This is a genomic window from Sinorhizobium sp. RAC02, from assembly GCF_001713395.1.
In the GTDB taxonomy this organism is placed as follows: domain Bacteria; phylum Pseudomonadota; class Alphaproteobacteria; order Rhizobiales; family Rhizobiaceae; genus Shinella.
Genome location: NZ_CP016451.1, coordinates 154,829 through 173,048, shown reverse-complemented (window position 1 = coordinate 173,048; position 18,220 = coordinate 154,829). Strand labels below are relative to the sequence as shown.

Below are 18,220 nucleotides of genomic sequence, written 5' to 3'. Positions count from 1 at the left end.
ACAATTCCTTATCTGTTGAAAGCTGCGACGACGGGCAGTCCGAACAGCTTTGCCCAAGCCGTCACGCTCACGTTTTGAATAGCGACGATCGATGTTCCAGCGGTCCACCATCCGTTGCCCGGAGCGACGATTGCGGTGGGGGAATGCAGCATCGACTGCAGGACCGGCCAAAGGAGGAGCTGTCGTCGTAGCAGATCAGCGCGGCGAACTTCTGGCCGTCGCTTTGCACAACTGGATTGCCGAAGAGGCTGGCGCGGGCTCCACCGCCCTGCCCGGTCCATGCCCGCCATGGCTGCCACATGGACACCGGGACCGGCATGCGTTCGCGATAGAGAATTCGTGCCTCGTCAGCCGAAATCGCCACCATGACATTGTCGTAGCCGCCCGGATCGATGACAGCCGCGCCGGCGATCACAGTTAACTCCGAGCCTCGCAAGCCTTGTTGCCAGAGCCTCGCGACGGTCGGCGTCCAGAAGCCCAGTGCACTTTCGGGAAGAACGATGAAGCGGGTTTTCTCCCCCGCAGCCGTTCGCACCGTTGCGATCCGGTCACGGTGATAGTCGAGCGAGCCGTCTCGTCCGAGGCTCTCGCCCAGTTCGAGATCGACGCCCTTCCATCCCTCGGGTAGATTCGCTGATGTCCACGTAGCGGCGGACCAGAGCCAGAATCCTCCCAGGACGATGGCGGCAGCCGGCCAATATCGCGATGTCATCATCGCGAGGCCGGCTGTCATCGCGACCAGCCCCCACCATCCCCATCCCGGAAAGAGCACGCCTGCAGCGGTCAGCGGATGTGCCCAACCGGTTATGCCGAGGGGCGGCAGTCCCATGAGCATCGCCGCCGCCAGATAGCGCGCCGCCATTGCCATTCCCGTTCGACCTTCTCCCCAAGACTTGCCTTCCGGTTGCGCCTCCCAGAGTGCCGCATGGACGCCGACGAAGGATAGCGAAGCGGCTGTCCAGAGCAGAAGCCCAGGCCAGAGATCGGGGGCATAGAAGTTGGCGACACCCTGCGGCAGCCCACGCGAGGCAGCCAGAAAATATCCGGCGGACACGAGCAACGCCGTCAGCCGCGACGGCGACATCGCCCAGAGCGCTGGAAACAACACAGCGACAGGAAGCGCCAAGACATGACCGCTCCAGGCAGTCCATCCGCAAGCGACAGATACGGTAATGATCAGGCAGGATCGCCGCCTGTTATGGATCGAAAGTGAGGACCGGCCGCGCCAGGCCGAGAAGGCCCGAGTCGGGAACCGGCCCGAAGTACCGACTATCATAGGAGCTCGCAAAGGATGAGTGAAGAAACAGATTTCTCAATGGCACGATGCCGGTTTTGAACGGTGTGATCGGCCTGCCCTCGCCATCGCTCGCGCGAACGATCGATGAGGCGAGAGGCCTGCCGTCGACAGTGACATTTGCGCCGATTTCGACATGCTGTCCGGGAAGTGCCGCCACTGTCTTGATAAGCGGCGCAAAGCCACTGGGGCAGAGGCCACTCCTGACATAGCCGCGGCGCCGTGCCTCCTCGAATGACGCGGTCGCCGGTGGGCAGATGAACACGAGATCGCCGACCTCGACCGGACGCTGCAGGGCCATGATACGCCAGAGCCCAAGCGGCTCGCTCGGCGTCAGGTTCAATCGAAAGCCGCCGAAGTATGCGATTGCCGCCAGAGCGGCGATCGCCCCGCTCGCGCCGGCCAGGAACAGGAGAAGCCGCCGCCTCATTGCTTCATCACCGGCGTCTGGCGCTGGGCGAGACGCAAATCCTCAGCCTGCCGCAGGGTCTGGACGGTGCGCTCGTGAGCGGCGAGTTGCTGGGCCGTGCGCATGATCGGCCAGGCTTCCTTCAGACGCTCCTTCTGCTCGGGCTGCATCCCTTCGGAGAGTTTGTCGAAGAGCGTTCCGGAGGGTTCGCGCGCGGCATTGGTGAGCAAGATACGCTCGCCGAAGCGGTCGGTGACGGCCTGGTTGAACCCGTCAATTTCCAGCCTGGTTTCCCGATTGCTCAGTGCATATGCCATGGCCGCCGGCAGATCGTTGCGGTCGATCGCGTCGCGCACGCGCTCCAGCACAACATGTGCCGCCGGCGACAATGCCGGGATGTCGATCGACCCACGCTGACGCAATGCCTGCTCGTCAGCCTGCAGCCGCTGCACGGCGGTCTCGCGCATCCTCAGATACTGCTCGAGATCGCGCTTCAGGGCCGGAACATTGAGGTCTGCAACGCGACGGTCCTCGCGCTCGGTCTTGCTGGCAAGAATGCCGGTCTTGCCCCTGAGCTGTCCGATCGACGCCGGGGCGATCGTCAGCGTCTGAAGCGCCAGTTTGGCCGTTTCCTTATCCGCTAGCACCGCATCGAAGTTCATCGCCCGGAAGGCGGTCTCGGGATCGGCAAAGACGTAAGCAAAACGGGTCGAGACCTCTTCCCATTGTTGTCTGAGGGCTGGATCGGTGTCGAGCTTTTGCTCCACCGTATCGGCGACCGAACCGGAAAATGTCTTGATGCCTGCAACCATGGGCGCAGCCTCCTTCATCGTTTGGGTTTTCGGGGGATGGTGCAGACCGAGACGCTCTGCAAAGACGGCAAGGCGCTGGCCGAGATCGACCAATCTTGTCTTCTGGCGCAGTGTCCAGTCGAGCCGGTCGCGCACGAGCGTGCGGGCCACCTGCACGATGTTGAGGCCGCGACTTTCCGCAAACCGCAGCGCCTCGCGGTAAAGCTTTCCGCGCTCGTAATCGAGCGTGGTCTCCTTGGCATTCCGTCTGGAGAGTACCTTGGCCAGGCCGCCGTTGAAGGCGAAGGACCGGCGTCCGTAGTAAAGCTGCAAATCATCGCGATGGCGGGTCATCGCCACATAGGTCAGATGCCGGTCCAGCGAGAGGCTTGCCAATACCTTCACGCGGTCGACGGTAGCGCCTTGGCTTTTATGGATCGTGGTGGCGTAACCATGATCGAGGTTGCTGTAGAAGCGTTGCTCGACGATGACCTGCCGTCGCTGATCGCCCTCTCCGATGACAGCAACGATCCTGTTCGGTGCGGCCTCAATGACATGAGCGATCATGCCATTCTTGACGCCGAGCGACCCTTCGTTCTTCAGGAAGACGATCTGGTCGCCCGCGTCGAAATGCCTGACACCGTCAGCCGTTTTGAAGACATGGCCCTCACCGACAATTCCGCGTTCGACGAGTTTTTCGCGGGCCATAATGTTCAGCATCCGAACGTCGCGGCGCAGATGCGCGAGGATCAGCGTTGTCTTCGTCTGATCGTAATCGCGGTTCCAGTCCCCGATGAGCCGCTCGACCACCTCGGTCTTGAGACGCGTTCCCGTGATCCTGACATTGGCATCATAGGCGGTCAGCGCCTTTTCCACATTGCCCCGGGCCAGATCGAGCGACGCCTTGCGCATCCAGTCCTCGCGCTGGCGATAGATTGTCTCGAGTTCGGCATAACCGATGCGGTCAACAATGGCGCGGAAGGCAGCACCCGCCTCGATCGGCTGGAGCTGCTCGGGATCGCCGACCAGAACGATCTTGGCGCCTCCCCTGACGACGGCATCGACAAAGCCGGCCATCTGTTTTGAGGCCACCATACCTGCTTCGTCCATGACGAAGACGGTTTTGTTATCGAGAACGTCACGGCCCCGGTTCCAGCGCAACTCCCATGATGCCAGCGTGCGGCTTTCGATGCCCGCTTCCTTTTCCAGCCCCTCGGCTGCTTTGCCGGCAAGCGCGCCACCGACAACCCGGTATCCGGCCAGTTCCCACGCCTCGCGGGCGGCCTTCATCATCGTGGTCTTGCCAGCACCGGCACGTCCAACCACGGCCGCGATCCGGGCGGAACCGGCGATCCGCTCGATCGCCGCTTTCTGCTCCTGCGACAACCGCTCATGACGCCGGAACGTTGCGTCCAGAGCAGCTTCAGAGACAGCGTGACCGTCCCGGTTCGACAGCCATAACGCCTGCCGCACCATCGTCGCCTCAAGGCGGATCATCGCCCGGGTCGAATAACGGGCGGGCACCTTCTCGCCGGTGGAAAATTCGATCGTGTCACGTTGGAGACGCAACACTTCGGGGTTCTGGATGATACGGGCCGTCAGTTGCGGGAAGAGCCCGGGATCATCGATATAGCGATGCAGCACCTTGGCGACATCTCGGGCGTCGAAGACGCTCTTCTCTCGCGTGATCAGATCAAGCACGATGCCTGGATTGCGAAGAATACGGCGGGCATTCTCGCTGCGGCGCTGCTCGTTCAGCTCGATCCGCTCGAGCTCTGGCCGAACACCCTGCTCCTGCGCCTTGCGCTCGATGGCTTTCGCCCCGACCCCGAGATGAATGGTGGGTTCAAGCTCGATGCCCTGCTTCTCATAGGAACGACCATCGATCTTGAGATCGATGCCGCCGAGCGCCAGGTGATGGTTGAGCCGCTCGAACCATCCATCGCGTAAGGAATTGAAGTCGTCGGTCGAACCCGCCCAGAGCTCATAGAGGATTTTCCCGGACTTCGTGCGGACCGGCTGGCCGTGCTCGCCAATGACTGCCACCTTCTTCGATCCGAACCCGTCCTCGGTCAGCGGACGCAATGTGGTCATCAGGTGGATATGCGGATTGCCGGGATTGTCATGGTAGACCCAGTCCGCGACCATACCCTTGGCGTGGATGTGTTTTGCCACGAAGTCGCGAACTAACGCGATGTTCTGCTCCGGGGTGAGCTCCAGCGGAAGAGCAATTGTCAGGTCCCTGGCAAGCTGCGCATCGGAGCGCTTTTCGAAAGCCTCGACCTTGTTCCAGAAGGCTTCCGAAGCTCCGGCAACAGAGCGGTCAGCAATCAACGCGCGGACCCATTTCGGCGCGTCGGCCGGAAGCATGAATTCCTCATGCAGCAGCCCCTCTTTCCGAGTGTAGTCGATGGTACGGGCCTCGCGCTCATATTCCATCTTCGCGCAGTGCCGGTAGGCCGCAGACAGCACCACGCTGCGGCCGCCGCCGCGGCTGACAATGCTGGCTGAGAAGTGGGCGATGGCCACGGCGTAAAACACTCCCGGTTCGAACCTCGTTCCCAAAGAGCAGCCAGGTCGAGCGGCAACCTTACGGCGGCCCCGCCAGGGCCGTGGGCAAGCACGTCGCATCAGCGACGTATAATTGCGCCCTTGGATCCGCTCCTTCGGAACGGCGGGATCATCCTCCAAAGTGTCGGCCTTGCCGACGTGCAGATCTGCACATTCCTTCCGGATGTGCTTTTGAGGAAATCTAGCAGCGGGACAGAGCCGCCAAGATTTCCAGGGAGATGCGACCGGAATGAAGAAGCCATCATCTAAGATCAGGGAAGAAATCGCCAGATTGCAGGATCAGCTTAGACAAGCCGAAACACGCGAGGCCGAGCGCATCGGCCGGATCGCGCTGAAGGCCGGTCTCGGTGAGATCGAGATCGAGGAAACCGAGCTACAGGCTGCGTTCGAGGAGATCACCAGGCGGTTTCGCGGAGGCAAAGGAGTTGCGACCGGGAAGAAGAATTCCGGGGATGGTCGCACCGGTGGTGAAACATCGGCCACGATCGCGTCTGGCGCGCCTGCGGGCGGGCTTGGTGAGGCTTGAACGCATGGCCCGCACAATGACGGCTGACGCACGAAAGAAAGACACCCGCGAAAAAATCGAGCTCGGTGGCCTCATCGTCAAGGCAGGACTGCGCTATCAGAAACGGGCACTGCTGCTCGGCCTGCTGATCGACGCCAGTCGTCGCCTCAAGGGCAACGATGCGGAGCAATCGCGCCTCACGGCGATAGGCGCGGAGGCGTTTGCTCATGACGGCGAGTAAAGTGTTACTCGCCGTCATCCCGGCCACGACGATGATCGTCGTCGTGGTTTTCATGCCGGGGATCGAACACTGGCTGGCCGCGCTCAGTAAGACCGCGCAGGCCAAGCTGATGCTCGGGCGTATCGGCCTCGCGCTGCCCTATGCCACCGCGGCTGCAATCGGCACGATCTTTCTGTTCGCCGCAAATGGCGCAGTGGGTATCAAGGCTGCAGGATGGGGCGTCCTCAGCGGAAATGGAGTGGCAATCCTTATCGCTCTCCTGCGCGAGGGCGTTCGCCTGGCCGGGATCGCTGGCGACATCCCGAAAGGACAATCCGTGCTCGGATATGCGGACCCCGCAACGATGCTTGGCGCATCGACAACTTTCCTCGCCGGCGTCTTCGCACTGCGCGTCGCGATAAAGGGTAACGCAGCTTTTGCCAAAGCCGCACCACGGCGGATCGGGGGAAAGCGAGCGGTGCATGGCGAGGCCGACTGGATGAAGGTGCAGGAGGCCGCAAAACTCTTCCCCGATCCCGGCGGCATCGTTGTCGGTGAACGGTATCGTGTCGATCGCGATAGCGTTGCGGCGGTTTCGTTCCGCGCCGATGATCCGTCGACCTGGGGCGCGGGAGGCAAGAGCCCGCTCCTATGCTTCGACGGCTCCTTCGGCTCCTCGCATGGCATCGTCTTCGCCGGCTCCGGTGGTTTCAAGACGACGTCGGTAACGGTCCCAACCGCGCTCAAGTGGGGCGGCGGCCTCGTCGTCCTCGATCCGTCGAGCGAGGTGGCGCCGATGGTAGCGGAGCATCGCCGCAAAGCTGGCCGGAAGGTGATTATTCTCGATCCCTCTGCGTCAGGCGTCGGCTTCAATGCATTGGACTGGATCGGGCGACACGGCAGCACGAAAGAAGAAGACATCGTCGCAGTCGCGACCTGGATTATGACCGACAATCCCCGCTCTGCCTCTGCGCGCGACGACTTCTTCCGGGCGTCGGCCATGCAGCTTCTGACAGCTCTGATCGCCGACGTCTGCCTGTCCGGGCACACGGACGAGCAAGACCAGACGTTGCGTCGGGTGAGAGCCAATCTCTCGGAGCCGGAGCCGCAGCTACGGGCGCGCCTGACGAAGATCTACGAGCAGTCGGGATCGGACTTCGTGAAGGAGAACGTTTCGGTCTTCGTCAACATGACGCCGGAGACCTTTTCCGGCGTGTACGCCAATGCGGTGAAGGAGACGCACTGGCTGTCCTATCCGAACTACGCCGCGCTCGTCTCTGGCGACAGTTTCTCGACCGACGATCTTGCGGATGGCGGGACAGACATCTTCATTGCGCTCGATCTGAAGGTCCTCGAAGCCCATCCGGGACTGGCACGCGTGGTTATCGGATCGCTGCTCAATGCCATCTACAATCGAAACGGCAATGTGAAAGGTCGCGCTCTCTTCCTGCTCGACGAAGTCGCCAGGCTCGGCTATCTGCGCATCTTAGAGACCGCCCGCGACGCCGGGCGCAAATACGGCATCACGCTGACGATGATCTTCCAGTCCATCGGCCAGATGCGCGAGGCCTATGGCGGGCGGGACGCGACGAGCAAGTGGTTCGAATCCGCGTCGTGGATCTCGTTTGCCGCGATCAACGATCCTGATACTGCTGACTATATCTCGAAACGCTGCGGCGATACGACGGTCGAGGTGGACCAGACAAACCGCTCGTCAGGGATGAAGGGATCGTCGCGCTCACGTTCCCGGCAGCTGAGCCGCCGGCCGCTGATCCTGCCGCATGAGGTGCTGCGCATGCGCGCTGACGAGCAGATCGTGTTCACGTCAGGCAATCCGCCGCTCAGATGCGGACGGGCCATCTGGTTCAGACGCAAGGACATGAGCGCGTCCGTTGGAGAAAACCGGTTTCACAAGCCAATCACAGAAGGGGTGAAGAGCTATAAGGCCGCTCCGACGACAGATACTGAGGAGACATGAAAGTGAGACTTTTTATGGCAATTGCCAGCCTATCCCCCTTAGCCATTGGCTTCCTCGCATCTGTTGCTTCAGCCCAGCCTTCAAGCAGTGCAAGCAGCGCGAGCGAAGCCTTCTCTATCTGCGGAAGCGGGCAACGCATCACTTGCGTGGTGGACGGCGATACGTTCTGGTTTCGAGGCGAAAAGATCCGGATAGCGGACATCGACACGCCTGAGCTTAGCCCGCCAAGATGCGAACGCGAACGCGAGCGCGGACTTGCGGCAAAACAGCGTCTGCTCGACATCCTTAATTCGGGTCCGCTCTCGTTCAAGACGACCGCCAGGGATGAAGATCGCTTCGGTCGCAAGCTCAGGATCGTCTACCGCGACCGGCGCTCGGTCGGGGATATTCTCGTCGCCGAAGGAATGGCGCGGAAGTGGCATGGATCGCGCCGGAGCTGGTGCGAATGATCCGGGCGCTGGCGGATCACTGTTGTGAATCGATGATGCCCGACCGATTCAAAACTGTCATTGGACGGCAGATTCCGAACGCGCGATTCTGCGGGCATGATCACGCAGCCCTACCACCTCTATGTCGAGCGTATCGCGCCGGAAAAGAACATGGCGCGGTTTTACGCCCTTGCCGTCCAGCCGACATTGTTTGGCGAGGTGTCGCTTGTACGCGCTTGGGGTCGGATCGGTACGCGGGGACAGCAGATGGTGCATTTGTTCGACAACGAGAGCCAGGCCATCAATCTGTTCTTTGACGTGCTGCGCGAAAAGCGCAAACGGGGCTATCGGCCCAAACGACCTGTGGACATCCCGCGGACCTGACCCTCGTCTCCATCGTCGCCGATGACAATCCGGTCATAAGCTGACACGGATTTTATCTTTGACAACAAGATGCGAGGAATTCCATGACCACCACCAATGAAATCGCCGACAAGATCGCAGCCGACAACGGCCTGACGAAGGTTCAGGCCAAGGGCATTGTCGAGGCCGTCTTCCAGGCCATCGCCGATGCCGCAGGCTCCGACGCAGAAACCTCAATCCCCGGCTTCGGAAAATTTAAGGTGAAGGCATCGCCTGAGCGCGAGGGTCGCAATCCTGCGACCGGAGAAAAAATGACGGTCGCCGCTTCGAAGAAGCTGACCTTCGCGCCTGCCAAGGCGCTCAAGGATGCACTGAACAAGTGATCCTTGACGTGGAGAGCCCCGCCTTGTCAGGCGGGGCGTCCAGTGTCAGTCCCGGTTCGACCGGGACCAGATGAGGGAGAGGCCTTCTTCGCCTTCGACCTCGATCAGCGTTGCGTAGATCGGGGCCGGGAAGCTCGGGTCATCGAGCTTGACCGAGAGGTAGTCGCGGCCTTCGTTCGAGGTCTTCTTCCAGGCTGCGCCGAATTCGACCGTAGCTCCTGCGAGGATGCGGTAGTCCGGGCCCTTTTCGGAAGTGCGCTCGACGGCGCGGATGGTTGCCTTGACGTTGAGGTTGAGGGTCTTGATGGTGCCGGAGAAGCCGTTGCCGGAAGCGGTGAAAGAGCCGATGGTTGCCATTGTCGTATTCCTTTTCGGTTGTTCGGGCCGCGTCCATCGCGGCCTCGATGGCAGTCGATAGGACCGGAGGCGATCGGCCTGCACCTGAAAGGCCGAAACGCAGTGGAGGACGGCCAAAGGAGAGGCTTTCTTGGCCCGCGAAGAATGGGCGCTTCAGCGCACAGGGGAAGAAAACGATCCGGCCGTTGCGGATGCCGATCGAGCCGAGCATCGCGAGGCGGTCTTTGGTCAGACATGCCCCATCGAGACCGCAGTGGACGTGCCAGCCTGGCGGAACAAGGCGTACGACTATGCGTCATCTGCGCGTGATCGAAGTAAATTGCATCGCCGAGCGCCCAAGCACCTAGATCGAGAGCTAAAGTCAAAAGCCACGTTTGCTGACAAGAACCTGCACACAGGACTGAAACTTATTTTGCCAGGGGCCCCGAATGCTCGCTGAATGAAGGACGAGTTGCTGGCGTGCTTTCCGAACTCGATGATATCTGCGCTACCCACGGATGCCGCAGATTGCATCGAGCGCCACCAGTGTGGCGCCCGGTATCTCTCATTGGCGCGGCTTCAATCGTGCCGATCTGCTTCAGCGACTACAATTGCTTGTCGGTGACCGTGGCAAGCGGTGCAGCGTCACGCTCTAACGCTAAGCGCGCTTGGGGCCAAGCGCCCTCGTCCGCACCGAGCGCGGTCTGAAGCCAGGCGAGAGTGAGGCGTCGTGTAGCTTCCAGCGCATCCGGTGCTTCTGTTTCCGTTTCCTTTGCGTCCAGTGCGGCAATCCCGCCAAGGCCATGCCCGACCCCGTGCATCATCAGCATTGCTTTAGCGCCCGGCGCATCATGGAACGCGTCCGCATGCCAGTCAGCGCCGCGCGTTGTAAAATGGGGATTGTCCATATCACCGCAAACGACCAGGCTGCGGGTGGAGACCGTCGAGAAATCGACGTCGAAGAATGGAAACCTTGCGGCGTTCTCCTCGGTCATATCTTTGCCGCCGCGTCCCGGCGTCGTCAGAAGAACGCCTGCTGAGATACGAGGCTCAGAGAGATCCTCGCCGTCCAGCTGCGCGCCGAGTAGAAGTCCAACCGTGTGGCCGCCAAGTGAATGCCCGACCGCTCCGATGCGGGAATGATCCATCCGGCCGGCGACGGCCGGCGCCTGCCGTTCGATCTCCGCGAGATGGTCAAGGATCGCCTTCATCTCCTCGACACGCTCGCGCCAGAAGAACGGCGCGCCGGGTGAATCTGACGTCAGGCCACCGACCCGCGAACTTGCATGCGTCGGCTGGATGACGACGAACCCCCTCTCCGCCCAAAACTGAGCGAGAGGAGCGTAGCCGTCCTTTGACGGAATATAGTTGGAAGGGCCATAGCCATGCGACAGCAGCACGATCGGCAGCTTGTCGCCGTTTGCGGGCGCAGTCACACGCAGCTCCAGTGGCTGGCGGCCCGGCATGGGAAGGCGGATCGGCGTGTATGCCACGGTGAGAGTGGCTTCAGGTGTGGGAATATGCTTTGCGAGATTGATCAGATTGTTCATGGGTCTCGACCTTCAAAGGTGGATTTCGGATGGTGATGTTCAGGCGAGCAAATGGCCCGCTTCGCGGAAAGAGGTTTCCGCGTCGGCGCCGGCGGGGATTTTCATCGGCGCGTCGATCTCCGTCACAGACCGCCAGACAGCCTCTGCAACCGCATCCGCCGTCGTGACCTCAGTGCCGGAACGCAGCTTCGTCATGTAATCGTGGACGAAGGCGGTATATGGCTCGGGAATTTCCGTGCCCATCCGCGAGACAGCATTCTTGCCGAAGCCGGTCGTCGGTGCCGAGCCAGGCAAAACAAGTTTGGCACGGATGCCGAACAGCGCCGCTTCGAGGGCGAGGCTTTCCGTGAAGGCATTGAGCGCTGCCTTGCTTGCACTGTAGACTGACAGCGCGGGCAGAGGCCTTATCGTGACCGCGGAGCTGACATTGACGATGACGCCTGAGCGACGGGACCGCATCTGCGGAAGCACAGCTTTGGTCATCGCCATTGCTCCGAAGACGTTTGTCTCGAACAGTTCGCGGATCTTCGACATCTCCGTGCCTTCCAGCACGTTGAGCATGCCGACGCCGGCATTGTTGACCAGAGCGTCGATCGTGCCGGCGGCGTCGACCGCCTTGGCGATACTGTCCGCGCTCGTGACATCCAGCGGCAGGATTTCGAGCCGGTCGTTCGAGGGAAAAAGGTCGTAGCGCGGCGTGCGCATGGTCGCGACCACGTCCCACCCGGCGTCCACGAATTTCTGCGCGATGGCGAGGCCGAAACCGGACGAGCAACCAGTGATGAAGATCTTTGGCATGTTCTGTCTCCTGACTTTTAACTGGCCTGAAGATGGACCTGATCACCCGGACTTGCTATATGCGTATGTCCAAGAGTATTTAGCATGAGTCCGAAAACATGACCGATCCCGTTACCGAAGTTGTTTCGCTGCTCAAGCCAAGCCCGTCGATCTCCAAGCTGGTCACGGGCGGTGGTCAGTGGTTGGTTGAGCGCACAGAACTGGGGAGCCCCTTCTACTGCGCTGTCGTCGAAGGCCGTTGCCTGATGGCGATTGCCGGTCGTGACCCAATGGTGCTCACTGCCGGTGACTTCGTCCTCGTCCCAAAGATGTTCTCGTTCACGATGAGCAGCATGGAGCCGCTACCACGCGGCGCCCTTGCTCAACGTCTGGAGACCAGCCCCGGCGTCTTTCGCCTGGGCGACCCGGAAGCACCGGCAGAGATCAAGGCCCTGGTCGGGCATTGTGCGTTCGGCTCGGATGACAAAGCTCTTCTCGTATCGCTGCTGCCGGAAGTCATCCATGTTCACGGCGAAGAGCGGCTGATGGCTCTCGTCCGCATGATAAACGAGGAAACGCGAGCTGACCGCGTCGCGCGTGAGATGGTGCTTCACCGGTTGCTCGAGGTGTTGTTCATCGATGCACTACGATCGGCGGCAAGTGCCAAAGCGCCGCCGGGTCTCCTGCGTGGCATGGCCGATCCGATGCTGGCACCGACCTTGCGCCGGATCCATGCAGATCCGGGCCGCAGCATGACGGTGGAGACGCTTGCTCGGGAAGCCGCCATGTCCCGTTCCACCTTCTTCGATCGCTTCCGCAGAGAGGTCGGGGTCGCGCCAATGGAGTACGCGACGGGGTGGCGGATGGCGCTAGCGAAAGAGTTCCTACGCGAAGATATGGCCATGGCCGACATCGCCCAGCGCGTCGGTTACGGATCGACAAGCGCCTTCAGCGTCGCCTTCAATCGGCATGTGGGAATGCCGCCGGGAGCCTTTTCGCGAGCGAGGGCTGCAGCATGAAGTTTGCACCTTTCACCCGCGGATATAAAGCGCCGATACGCTAGTATACTCTATCAGATTTTGACCGATCTACCGCGGCGAAAAGCGCCGCTCGTCACCGGATTACCCAGCAATACATGTGAAAAAAGCAGCCAATGCATAGCTGCACGGCACAAAAATCAGGTGCGGCGTGATGAAAATTCGGGCATACTGACTTCAGCTGATGCATATGGCGGCTTCCTCCCAGTTCCGCCGCAGCAGCTGTTCCCCTCTGGAGGTCCATGACCTTCACACTTTATGGGCCGCGGTTTTCCGTCGGCCCTTTTTTCTTGTTCCGAAACACGTCGCAACGGCGTTGCGGGCATTGGAGAAAAGCGGGGCCGAAGCCCCGCGGCTCGGCTACTCGAAGGCTGACATCTGGGCCGTCGCGGCTTGTCTGTCGACGGAGTTGGCGGGCTGCTCGACCGTGCGCTCGTAAGGCTTCCAGGTTTCGCCTGTAATGTCTTCGTAGGCAGAGACGGCGCCTTCGGCTGCCATGCGAAGCACGTGGGCCTGCAGGCCCATGTCGGCTGCGAACTCGCGCTTGCGCTGGGCGCGGCTGTCGAAACCGACAGGGCCGTCGAGGTCCTCATCCCTGGTATCGTTGGAAAGCTTCGTGGTGAGATCGCGGGCTTCTGTGACCGCGCGGGAGTAGAATTGGCCGGCGCCGTAGGCGGAGCCGACGAACGATCCGACGATGCGCTGCATGTGGATCTGCATGGCCTTTTCGGCGAGGCCGTCCTTCAGGGCATCGGCGCTTTCGATCAACTGGCCGCGGTGGAGATCGCGGATCCCGTCGCTGTCAATGAGGGCAAGGCCGAAGCTTTCGGAGATGCGCAGTGCCTGGGCTGTATCTGGGCAGGCGTGCCTGACCATTTCGAGGGTGGTGGCGCGCTGGGATTTTGCAGGACGGTTTTTCTGGGTGGAGCGGTTGAGCGGTGTCATGATCGGATCCTTTTGAGCGATGTTTCAGCGAAGCCCGGGGTGCCTGACGTCGTCCGGCTCAGCCCCTCGGGTGCGGGCAAAAGGACATGGGCGTCAGCGGCCCGGCCCAAGGTCAGGGCATTGCCAGGAGGAGCGAGGATGGTTTGCGGATGGTGCTGCCCGCACTTGCGGGCTGCGACAGACGCGGGCCTGCCTTGCGACGAGGCGATGATCCTGCCGCAACGCGGCGCGAAAGCGGCCTTTGACCGGGACGCGCCTATGTCAGACCGCAGCAAAACCGAGGTGCTGTGCCGGCCGACGATCTGGTTCAGGACAGCATGATGCAATCGCCATGGCGATCCGACCTTGGCAACGCCGCGTCACCCACTAGGGCCACTGATAAATCTCGACCCCAGCACACTCCAGTGTATGCCGGTTGCCCCGTGCCATGGCTTCCGCGCTTCGATCAACGCTTTACCGCACCCTCACCGTGGCCGGGCTTTCCACTCGAACCCGGCTCCGTTGATCTGCGTGCTATGATCTGGGGTAGGCCATGCCGCGTTTTGCATTTCCAACGCGCCTTCGTTCGCCTCGTCCGCTCTGCCCGCCGGGAGCGGCAATCCTGCTGCCGCGCCCAGATCCTGCGATAGAGCTCGATGAAATCGATCACCTGATTTCGAGGTGGGTCGCTGTGTGTGAGCGCAGCAGTCATTGCCTTGCCGCCCAGGTCACGAAGCTGGACGGGCCATCATATGGCTGGTGCTTCAGTGGATCGATAACGAAGCCATGTCGGCCAATCGTGTAGTCGGAGCCTGGAACCAGGAACCGTCGTTCGCCGGGCTCGCCCCGGATCCCACCCAGCGTCGCGATGCACTCGACAAAGCCAGGCTGGCGATCGGAATTGAGGGCTGCGATAACCACCCAGTCGTTGCGATGCCGCCTTTCAAATTCCCGTCGGGCTCGCGTATGAGACTGACTGCCGTCCAGTGTGACGCCCATGACGCGCTCGTAGGCATCAGGGAAATAGTCGCGAAGCGTGCGATCAGCCAGACCCCACTCATAGGCGGTGAACAGCGTCGGAAAGGTATGGGCAACCTTCGCCCATTCACAATCCTCCTCATAAAATCCGCCGACATTTCGGAAGAGAGCGTGGACGGCCGGGTTGGCACTTTCGTCGAGATGAAACCCGCCGTGGCTGGCCGTCGAATGCAGAACGATGCCGTCGGCATATCGCCGCGAGACCTGCGCCGTACCCCATGGCGTCGATGCTCCTGCTCGTATCGTCGGCCGGTCCAATGCCCTTAGTTCAGCCTCATGAACCGCTTTTTCTGTGGCCATGTCATCATGGATCTCAGCCATGACAAACTCCTTCTGATTGCTCGAAACAGAAACGCCGCCGGCATCAGCCAGCGGCGTCGGTTCAGATCCTGTTGCCTGGTGCTATTCGGCAGCCTCGCGGAAACTCTCGTCCACCTCGTCCTTGGCGGCGGAATTGTGCACGAGGTCACTGCCGGAAAGCTGATCTTCGAGAGTATCGCGGTCGACAGCGGGATTCTCCAATCCGCTGTCGGCGCTGATGTAGCGTCCAACCCACGACCGCACGTCATCAGTGGATGGGGCCAGCAGCGCTGCCGGATGCACCAGCTTTCCGTCGGCAAAGTGCTTGATAAAAGCCACCCGGGTGTCCTTCACCTTGATCCGGCCGGGGACACCTGCCGTTTCCGCAGCAGCCTCCAGAGCATTGCGTGACAGGCATGAGAGGAAGTCTTCCGTTGCCATATTGGGCAGGAATTGATCGGCGCCGATCGCATCCCCGGCAATACGGGCGATCAGTCCGCTATCGGAGCGATTGCGCCGGAGAGACAGGACTTCGATCAGCACCGAACGTCCAGCCTGCACCAACGTCTCTCGATCGAAGGACAGCTTGCCGTCCTCGCCGATCAGCCGGGCAGCATGCGGCCCACATTTCGCATGACCGTAGGGATTGTCCGATGCGCCACTGGCAATGCTGACATTTGTGCCGGTGAAGGCCAGAATGAGCAGAGCCATCAGCGTGTCGTCCTCGATCGGCGCACGGGCGAGTGCCTCGTGCAGAGCGTCAGTCCGCAGATCGCCGATCATGTCGAGACCCTTCTGGGTCACGTCGGGCCGCGCCTTTGTTACCTCGACTTCGTCAACGACGGTTTCGACACCATCGGAATCCTTGACTAACTTCGGCTTCTTCACTTCGGGCATGCGGTAGGCAACCGATTGGACCGACCCGTCACGCGCGTTGATATACCAGCCGGTCAGGTCACCCTTGCCCGGCTTGCCGTAGACCTGTTGTGCCTTAGACGGTAGCTTGGCCTGGCCATACTCATTAGCCTCAATGACCGAACCACGCTTGGGCAGGTTGTTGGCAAGCCATTCCTGCTGGGCGCCGAGAAACGCCTCGACATCTGTCGTATAGCGGCTGTCCTCATCGGCGGGAGCAAACAGGTCCTCGACCCAGGTGATGCCGTAGGCTTGTGCCAGATCGTCACCGAAGCTTGCATGTTTGGCCAGCATCCGGGTCGTGGTCAGTGCCCGGGCAACCTCCCACCACGAGACCTGCGGGTCCTGCTTCTTCGGCCTGTACTTCTTCCAGACCTCGGCCTGCTCGCCCTCGCCAGCGGCGGCGATCGTGCGCAGTTGCTGCTCGTTCGGCATGTCGCCCCGCGCCATCTGGTCGAGCATGGCAGGCAGGATATTGGCCAGCAGCCGCAGCTTTCTGATCTGCCGGCTGGGGAGTGCCAGCGCCATGGCGATCGACTCCTCGGTCCATCCAAGAGCCACCAGCCGTTCGATGGCGCGCCACTGGTCGACAGGGTTCAGCGGTTCGCGGGCGATATTCTCCGCAAATGACTGCATGGCGCCGAGATCGTCGGAGGGATCCGCCAGCAGAAGAGGGATTTCCACGAGGTCCGCGGCGATGGCTTGTGCTGCACGGCGATGGCCGAACACGATGATATAGCTGTTTCCGCCCTCCGGATCGAGTTTGACGATCGGTGGCTGCACGACACCGATGGCCCTGATCGATGCGCAGAGCAGCGCGTCAGACTGCGGCGAGGATTTCGACTGACGGGACCGGTCGGGATTGTCCTTCAGGCTGCGCGGATCGGCTGTAATCAACTGCATGGGAATTACCTCTTGAGCTTCGGGCGGACGGACTGTCCTTGCCTCCTCATCTTCTTCTCGAAGACATCTCCCGAACCGCAGGACGGACCGGCGGCTGCAATTGCGCCGGAGCAGACCTGGCTTGCGGAGGAGCGAGGCACACCTGCCTTGCGAGGCAAGCTGGCCCGGTCTCGGCGACCGGCGCGATTGAGGGATCCGTCAGCCGTTGGGCCGTCCTTGCGAACCGGTTTCCGTCTCCTCGTCCTTCTCCTTCCCTTCCCTCTCATCCTCCCTTCCATTTTCCAGCGATGTCAGACGATTTTAAGCAATTGCTGCTGAACTCTGGCCATGACAAAGCCGCCGCGCAAAAAATCCCAGCCGCTTTTGCGGGAGACGGATCTCCCGATCCGCTCGCGACCGCTTAAAATCCGCGATCCGGCGCAACCGCAGCTCCCTTTCGATCCTATGCCCGATCGCATCGAGCCGTGCCTGGCGCTGTTGAAACCAAAGCCACCGTCCGGACCGGACTGGATCTATGAGATCAAATGGGACGGCTATCGTATCGCGGTCCATATCGAACCAAACTCGGTGCGGATCATCACCCGTGGCGGTCATGACTGGACCGACAGGTTTCCGGCAATCGCCGTCGCTGCGCGCAAGCTCGGCGTAGGAACGGCAATTCTCGATGGGGAAGCCGTCGTGCTAGATGCCGAGGGCCGCTCGGACTTCGGGGCGCTGCAGCGGTCGCTCGGTGGGCGCGGGGGCAGACAAGCGTCAGACGATGCCATCCTCTACGCATTCGACCTGTTGTATTTCGATGGTCACGACCTGACGAAGATGGAGCTTTCCGGACGTCGTCACCTCCTGGAAGATCTGATCGGCGAAAGCGAAGGAGCGATCCGTGTATCGCAGGAGGTCGAAGCCGATGGCGTGACACTTCTGGCGGCCGCGCGCGAACACGGCCTGGAAGGCATCATCGCCAAGCACCGCGACAGTGCCTACCGCTCGGGTCGGCTTGGCGATTGGCTAAAGATCAAATGCATCCAGAGCGAAAGCTTCGTGATTGTGGGCTACGAGCCGTCGACCGCGGCACGCGGCGGGATCGGCAGCCTGCTGCTCGCGGCATACCAAGGCACCGCGTTCGTCTATGTCGGTTCGGTCGGGACTGGCTTCAAAGAAAAAGATGCACTCGAACTGCGCCGGATGCTCGACACGCTGAAGACCAAGCGTGCTCCGGTTGCCGTCGATAAGAAGGGGGTCGTGTTCGTTCAGCCGACACTGATTGCCGAGATCGAATATCGAGCCTGGACCGACGATGGCAAATTGCGGCATGCCTCGTATAAGGGCCTGCGAGATGTGCAGGACAATGCGGCGATCTACAAGCTCGGCGTGTAGCTTCCGAAGGTGCCAAAACGAAAGGGCGCTCGACCCTTTCGGGGAGCGCCCTTCCAACCCGGACAGTTTCAAACGCGCGGCAATCGCCACTGCAGGAAACTATCGAAACGGGTGATGACCGATA

Annotated in this window: 17 protein-coding genes and 1 pseudogene; 9 read left to right on the top strand and 9 right to left on the bottom strand. The window is 61.3% G+C overall.

Features of this window, described 5'->3' with window-relative positions; all coding sequences use genetic code 11:
* Positions 1–8 precede the first annotated feature (8 nt).
* The 3 genes and pseudogenes from BSY16_RS20675 to traA all read right to left on the bottom strand — a co-directional run bounded on the left by BSY16_RS20675 (position 9) and on the right by traA (position 5,023).
* Positions 9–1,276 (bottom strand): annotated as a pseudogene (locus BSY16_RS20675) (conjugal transfer protein TraB).
* Positions 1,197–1,724, bottom strand: coding sequence for a conjugative transfer signal peptidase TraF (gene traF / locus BSY16_RS20670; RefSeq protein ID WP_069061778.1), 528 nt, complete (start codon positions 1,722–1,724; stop codon positions 1,197–1,199). The pseudogene BSY16_RS20675 and the gene traF overlap by 80 nt, the downstream one beginning before the upstream one ends.
* The gene (traA, locus tag BSY16_RS20665) at positions 1,721–5,023 is read right to left on the bottom strand and encodes a Ti-type conjugative transfer relaxase TraA (protein ID WP_069061854.1); all 3,303 of its coding nucleotides are present in this window, start codon (positions 5,021–5,023) and stop codon (positions 1,721–1,723) included. The genes traF and traA overlap by 4 nt, the downstream gene beginning before the upstream one ends.
* Before the next feature lie 271 nt (positions 5,024–5,294).
* Here traA and traC point away from each other — a divergent pair, with 271 nt between their 5' ends.
* The 6 genes from traC (at position 5,295) to BSY16_RS20635 (ending at position 8,942) form a co-directional block, all read left to right on the top strand.
* Positions 5,295–5,591: a conjugal transfer protein TraC gene (gene traC / locus BSY16_RS20660; RefSeq protein ID WP_069061777.1), complete on the top strand. Its 297-nt coding sequence runs from the start codon at positions 5,295–5,297 to the stop codon at positions 5,589–5,591.
* Between the two features lie 4 nt (positions 5,592–5,595).
* Positions 5,596–5,811, top strand: a complete 216-nt coding sequence (gene traD, locus BSY16_RS20655; RefSeq protein ID WP_069061776.1) for a type IV conjugative transfer system coupling protein TraD — start codon at positions 5,596–5,598, stop codon at positions 5,809–5,811.
* A complete protein-coding gene (gene traG / locus BSY16_RS20650; protein ID WP_069061775.1) occupies positions 5,798–7,768 on the top strand; it encodes a Ti-type conjugative transfer system protein TraG in 1,971 nt (656 codons plus the stop codon). The genes traD and traG overlap by 14 nt, the downstream gene beginning before the upstream one ends.
* Complete coding sequence (locus tag BSY16_RS20645; protein WP_069061774.1) at positions 7,765–8,217, top strand: thermonuclease family protein; 453 nt, start codon at positions 7,765–7,767, stop codon at positions 8,215–8,217. The genes traG and BSY16_RS20645 overlap by 4 nt, the downstream gene beginning before the upstream one ends.
* Before the next feature lie 96 nt (positions 8,218–8,313).
* Positions 8,314–8,580 (top strand): WGR domain-containing protein, encoded by a 267-nt coding sequence (locus BSY16_RS20640; RefSeq protein ID WP_069061853.1) that lies wholly within the window; start codon positions 8,314–8,316, stop codon positions 8,578–8,580.
* An 83-nt stretch (positions 8,581–8,663) separates the two neighbouring features.
* On the top strand, positions 8,664–8,942 hold the full coding sequence (locus BSY16_RS20635; RefSeq protein WP_012648969.1) for an HU family DNA-binding protein: 279 nt from the start codon (positions 8,664–8,666) through the stop codon (positions 8,940–8,942).
* Between the two features lie 45 nt (positions 8,943–8,987).
* Here the strand turns inward: BSY16_RS20635 and BSY16_RS20630 are convergent, their stop codons facing one another.
* Positions 8,988–9,299, bottom strand: coding sequence for a DUF736 domain-containing protein (locus BSY16_RS20630; RefSeq protein ID WP_041699667.1), 312 nt, complete (start codon positions 9,297–9,299; stop codon positions 8,988–8,990).
* Between the two features lie 130 nt (positions 9,300–9,429).
* On the opposite strand from BSY16_RS20630, the gene BSY16_RS32075 reads away from it, so the two are divergent.
* Complete coding sequence (locus BSY16_RS32075; protein WP_150130082.1) at positions 9,430–9,738, top strand: hypothetical protein; 309 nt, start codon at positions 9,430–9,432, stop codon at positions 9,736–9,738.
* A 145-nt stretch (positions 9,739–9,883) separates the two neighbouring features.
* Here the strand turns inward: BSY16_RS32075 and BSY16_RS20625 are convergent, their stop codons facing one another.
* Complete coding sequence (locus BSY16_RS20625; RefSeq protein ID WP_069061773.1) at positions 9,884–10,828, bottom strand: alpha/beta hydrolase family protein; 945 nt, start codon at positions 10,826–10,828, stop codon at positions 9,884–9,886.
* A 39-nt stretch (positions 10,829–10,867) separates the two neighbouring features.
* On the bottom strand, positions 10,868–11,626 hold the full coding sequence (locus tag BSY16_RS20620) for an SDR family oxidoreductase (RefSeq protein WP_069061772.1): 759 nt from the start codon (positions 11,624–11,626) through the stop codon (positions 10,868–10,870).
* Positions 11,627–11,724: 98 nt separating this feature from the next.
* Here BSY16_RS20620 and BSY16_RS20615 point away from each other — a divergent pair, with 98 nt between their 5' ends.
* Positions 11,725–12,624, top strand: a complete 900-nt coding sequence (locus BSY16_RS20615) for an AraC family transcriptional regulator (protein WP_069061771.1) — start codon at positions 11,725–11,727, stop codon at positions 12,622–12,624.
* 378 nt (positions 12,625–13,002) lie between these two features.
* Here the strand turns inward: BSY16_RS20615 and BSY16_RS20610 are convergent, their stop codons facing one another.
* From BSY16_RS20610 to BSY16_RS20595, 3 genes are all read right to left on the bottom strand, one after another.
* Entirely contained in the window at positions 13,003–13,587 is a 585-nt protein-coding gene (locus tag BSY16_RS20610) for a hypothetical protein (protein WP_069061770.1), read from the bottom strand.
* A gap of 687 nt (positions 13,588–14,274) precedes the next feature.
* Complete coding sequence (locus BSY16_RS20600) at positions 14,275–14,925, bottom strand: DUF7007 domain-containing protein (RefSeq protein ID WP_069061768.1); 651 nt, start codon at positions 14,923–14,925, stop codon at positions 14,275–14,277.
* Positions 14,926–15,006: 81 nt separating this feature from the next.
* On the bottom strand, positions 15,007–16,722 hold the full coding sequence (locus BSY16_RS20595) for a ParB/RepB/Spo0J family partition protein (RefSeq protein WP_069061767.1): 1,716 nt from the start codon (positions 16,720–16,722) through the stop codon (positions 15,007–15,009).
* 327 nt (positions 16,723–17,049) lie between these two features.
* Here BSY16_RS20595 and ligD point away from each other — a divergent pair, with 327 nt between their 5' ends.
* On the top strand, positions 17,050–18,096 hold the full coding sequence (gene ligD, locus BSY16_RS20590) for a non-homologous end-joining DNA ligase (protein ID WP_069061766.1): 1,047 nt from the start codon (positions 17,050–17,052) through the stop codon (positions 18,094–18,096).
* Positions 18,097–18,220: the final 124 nt, after the last annotated feature.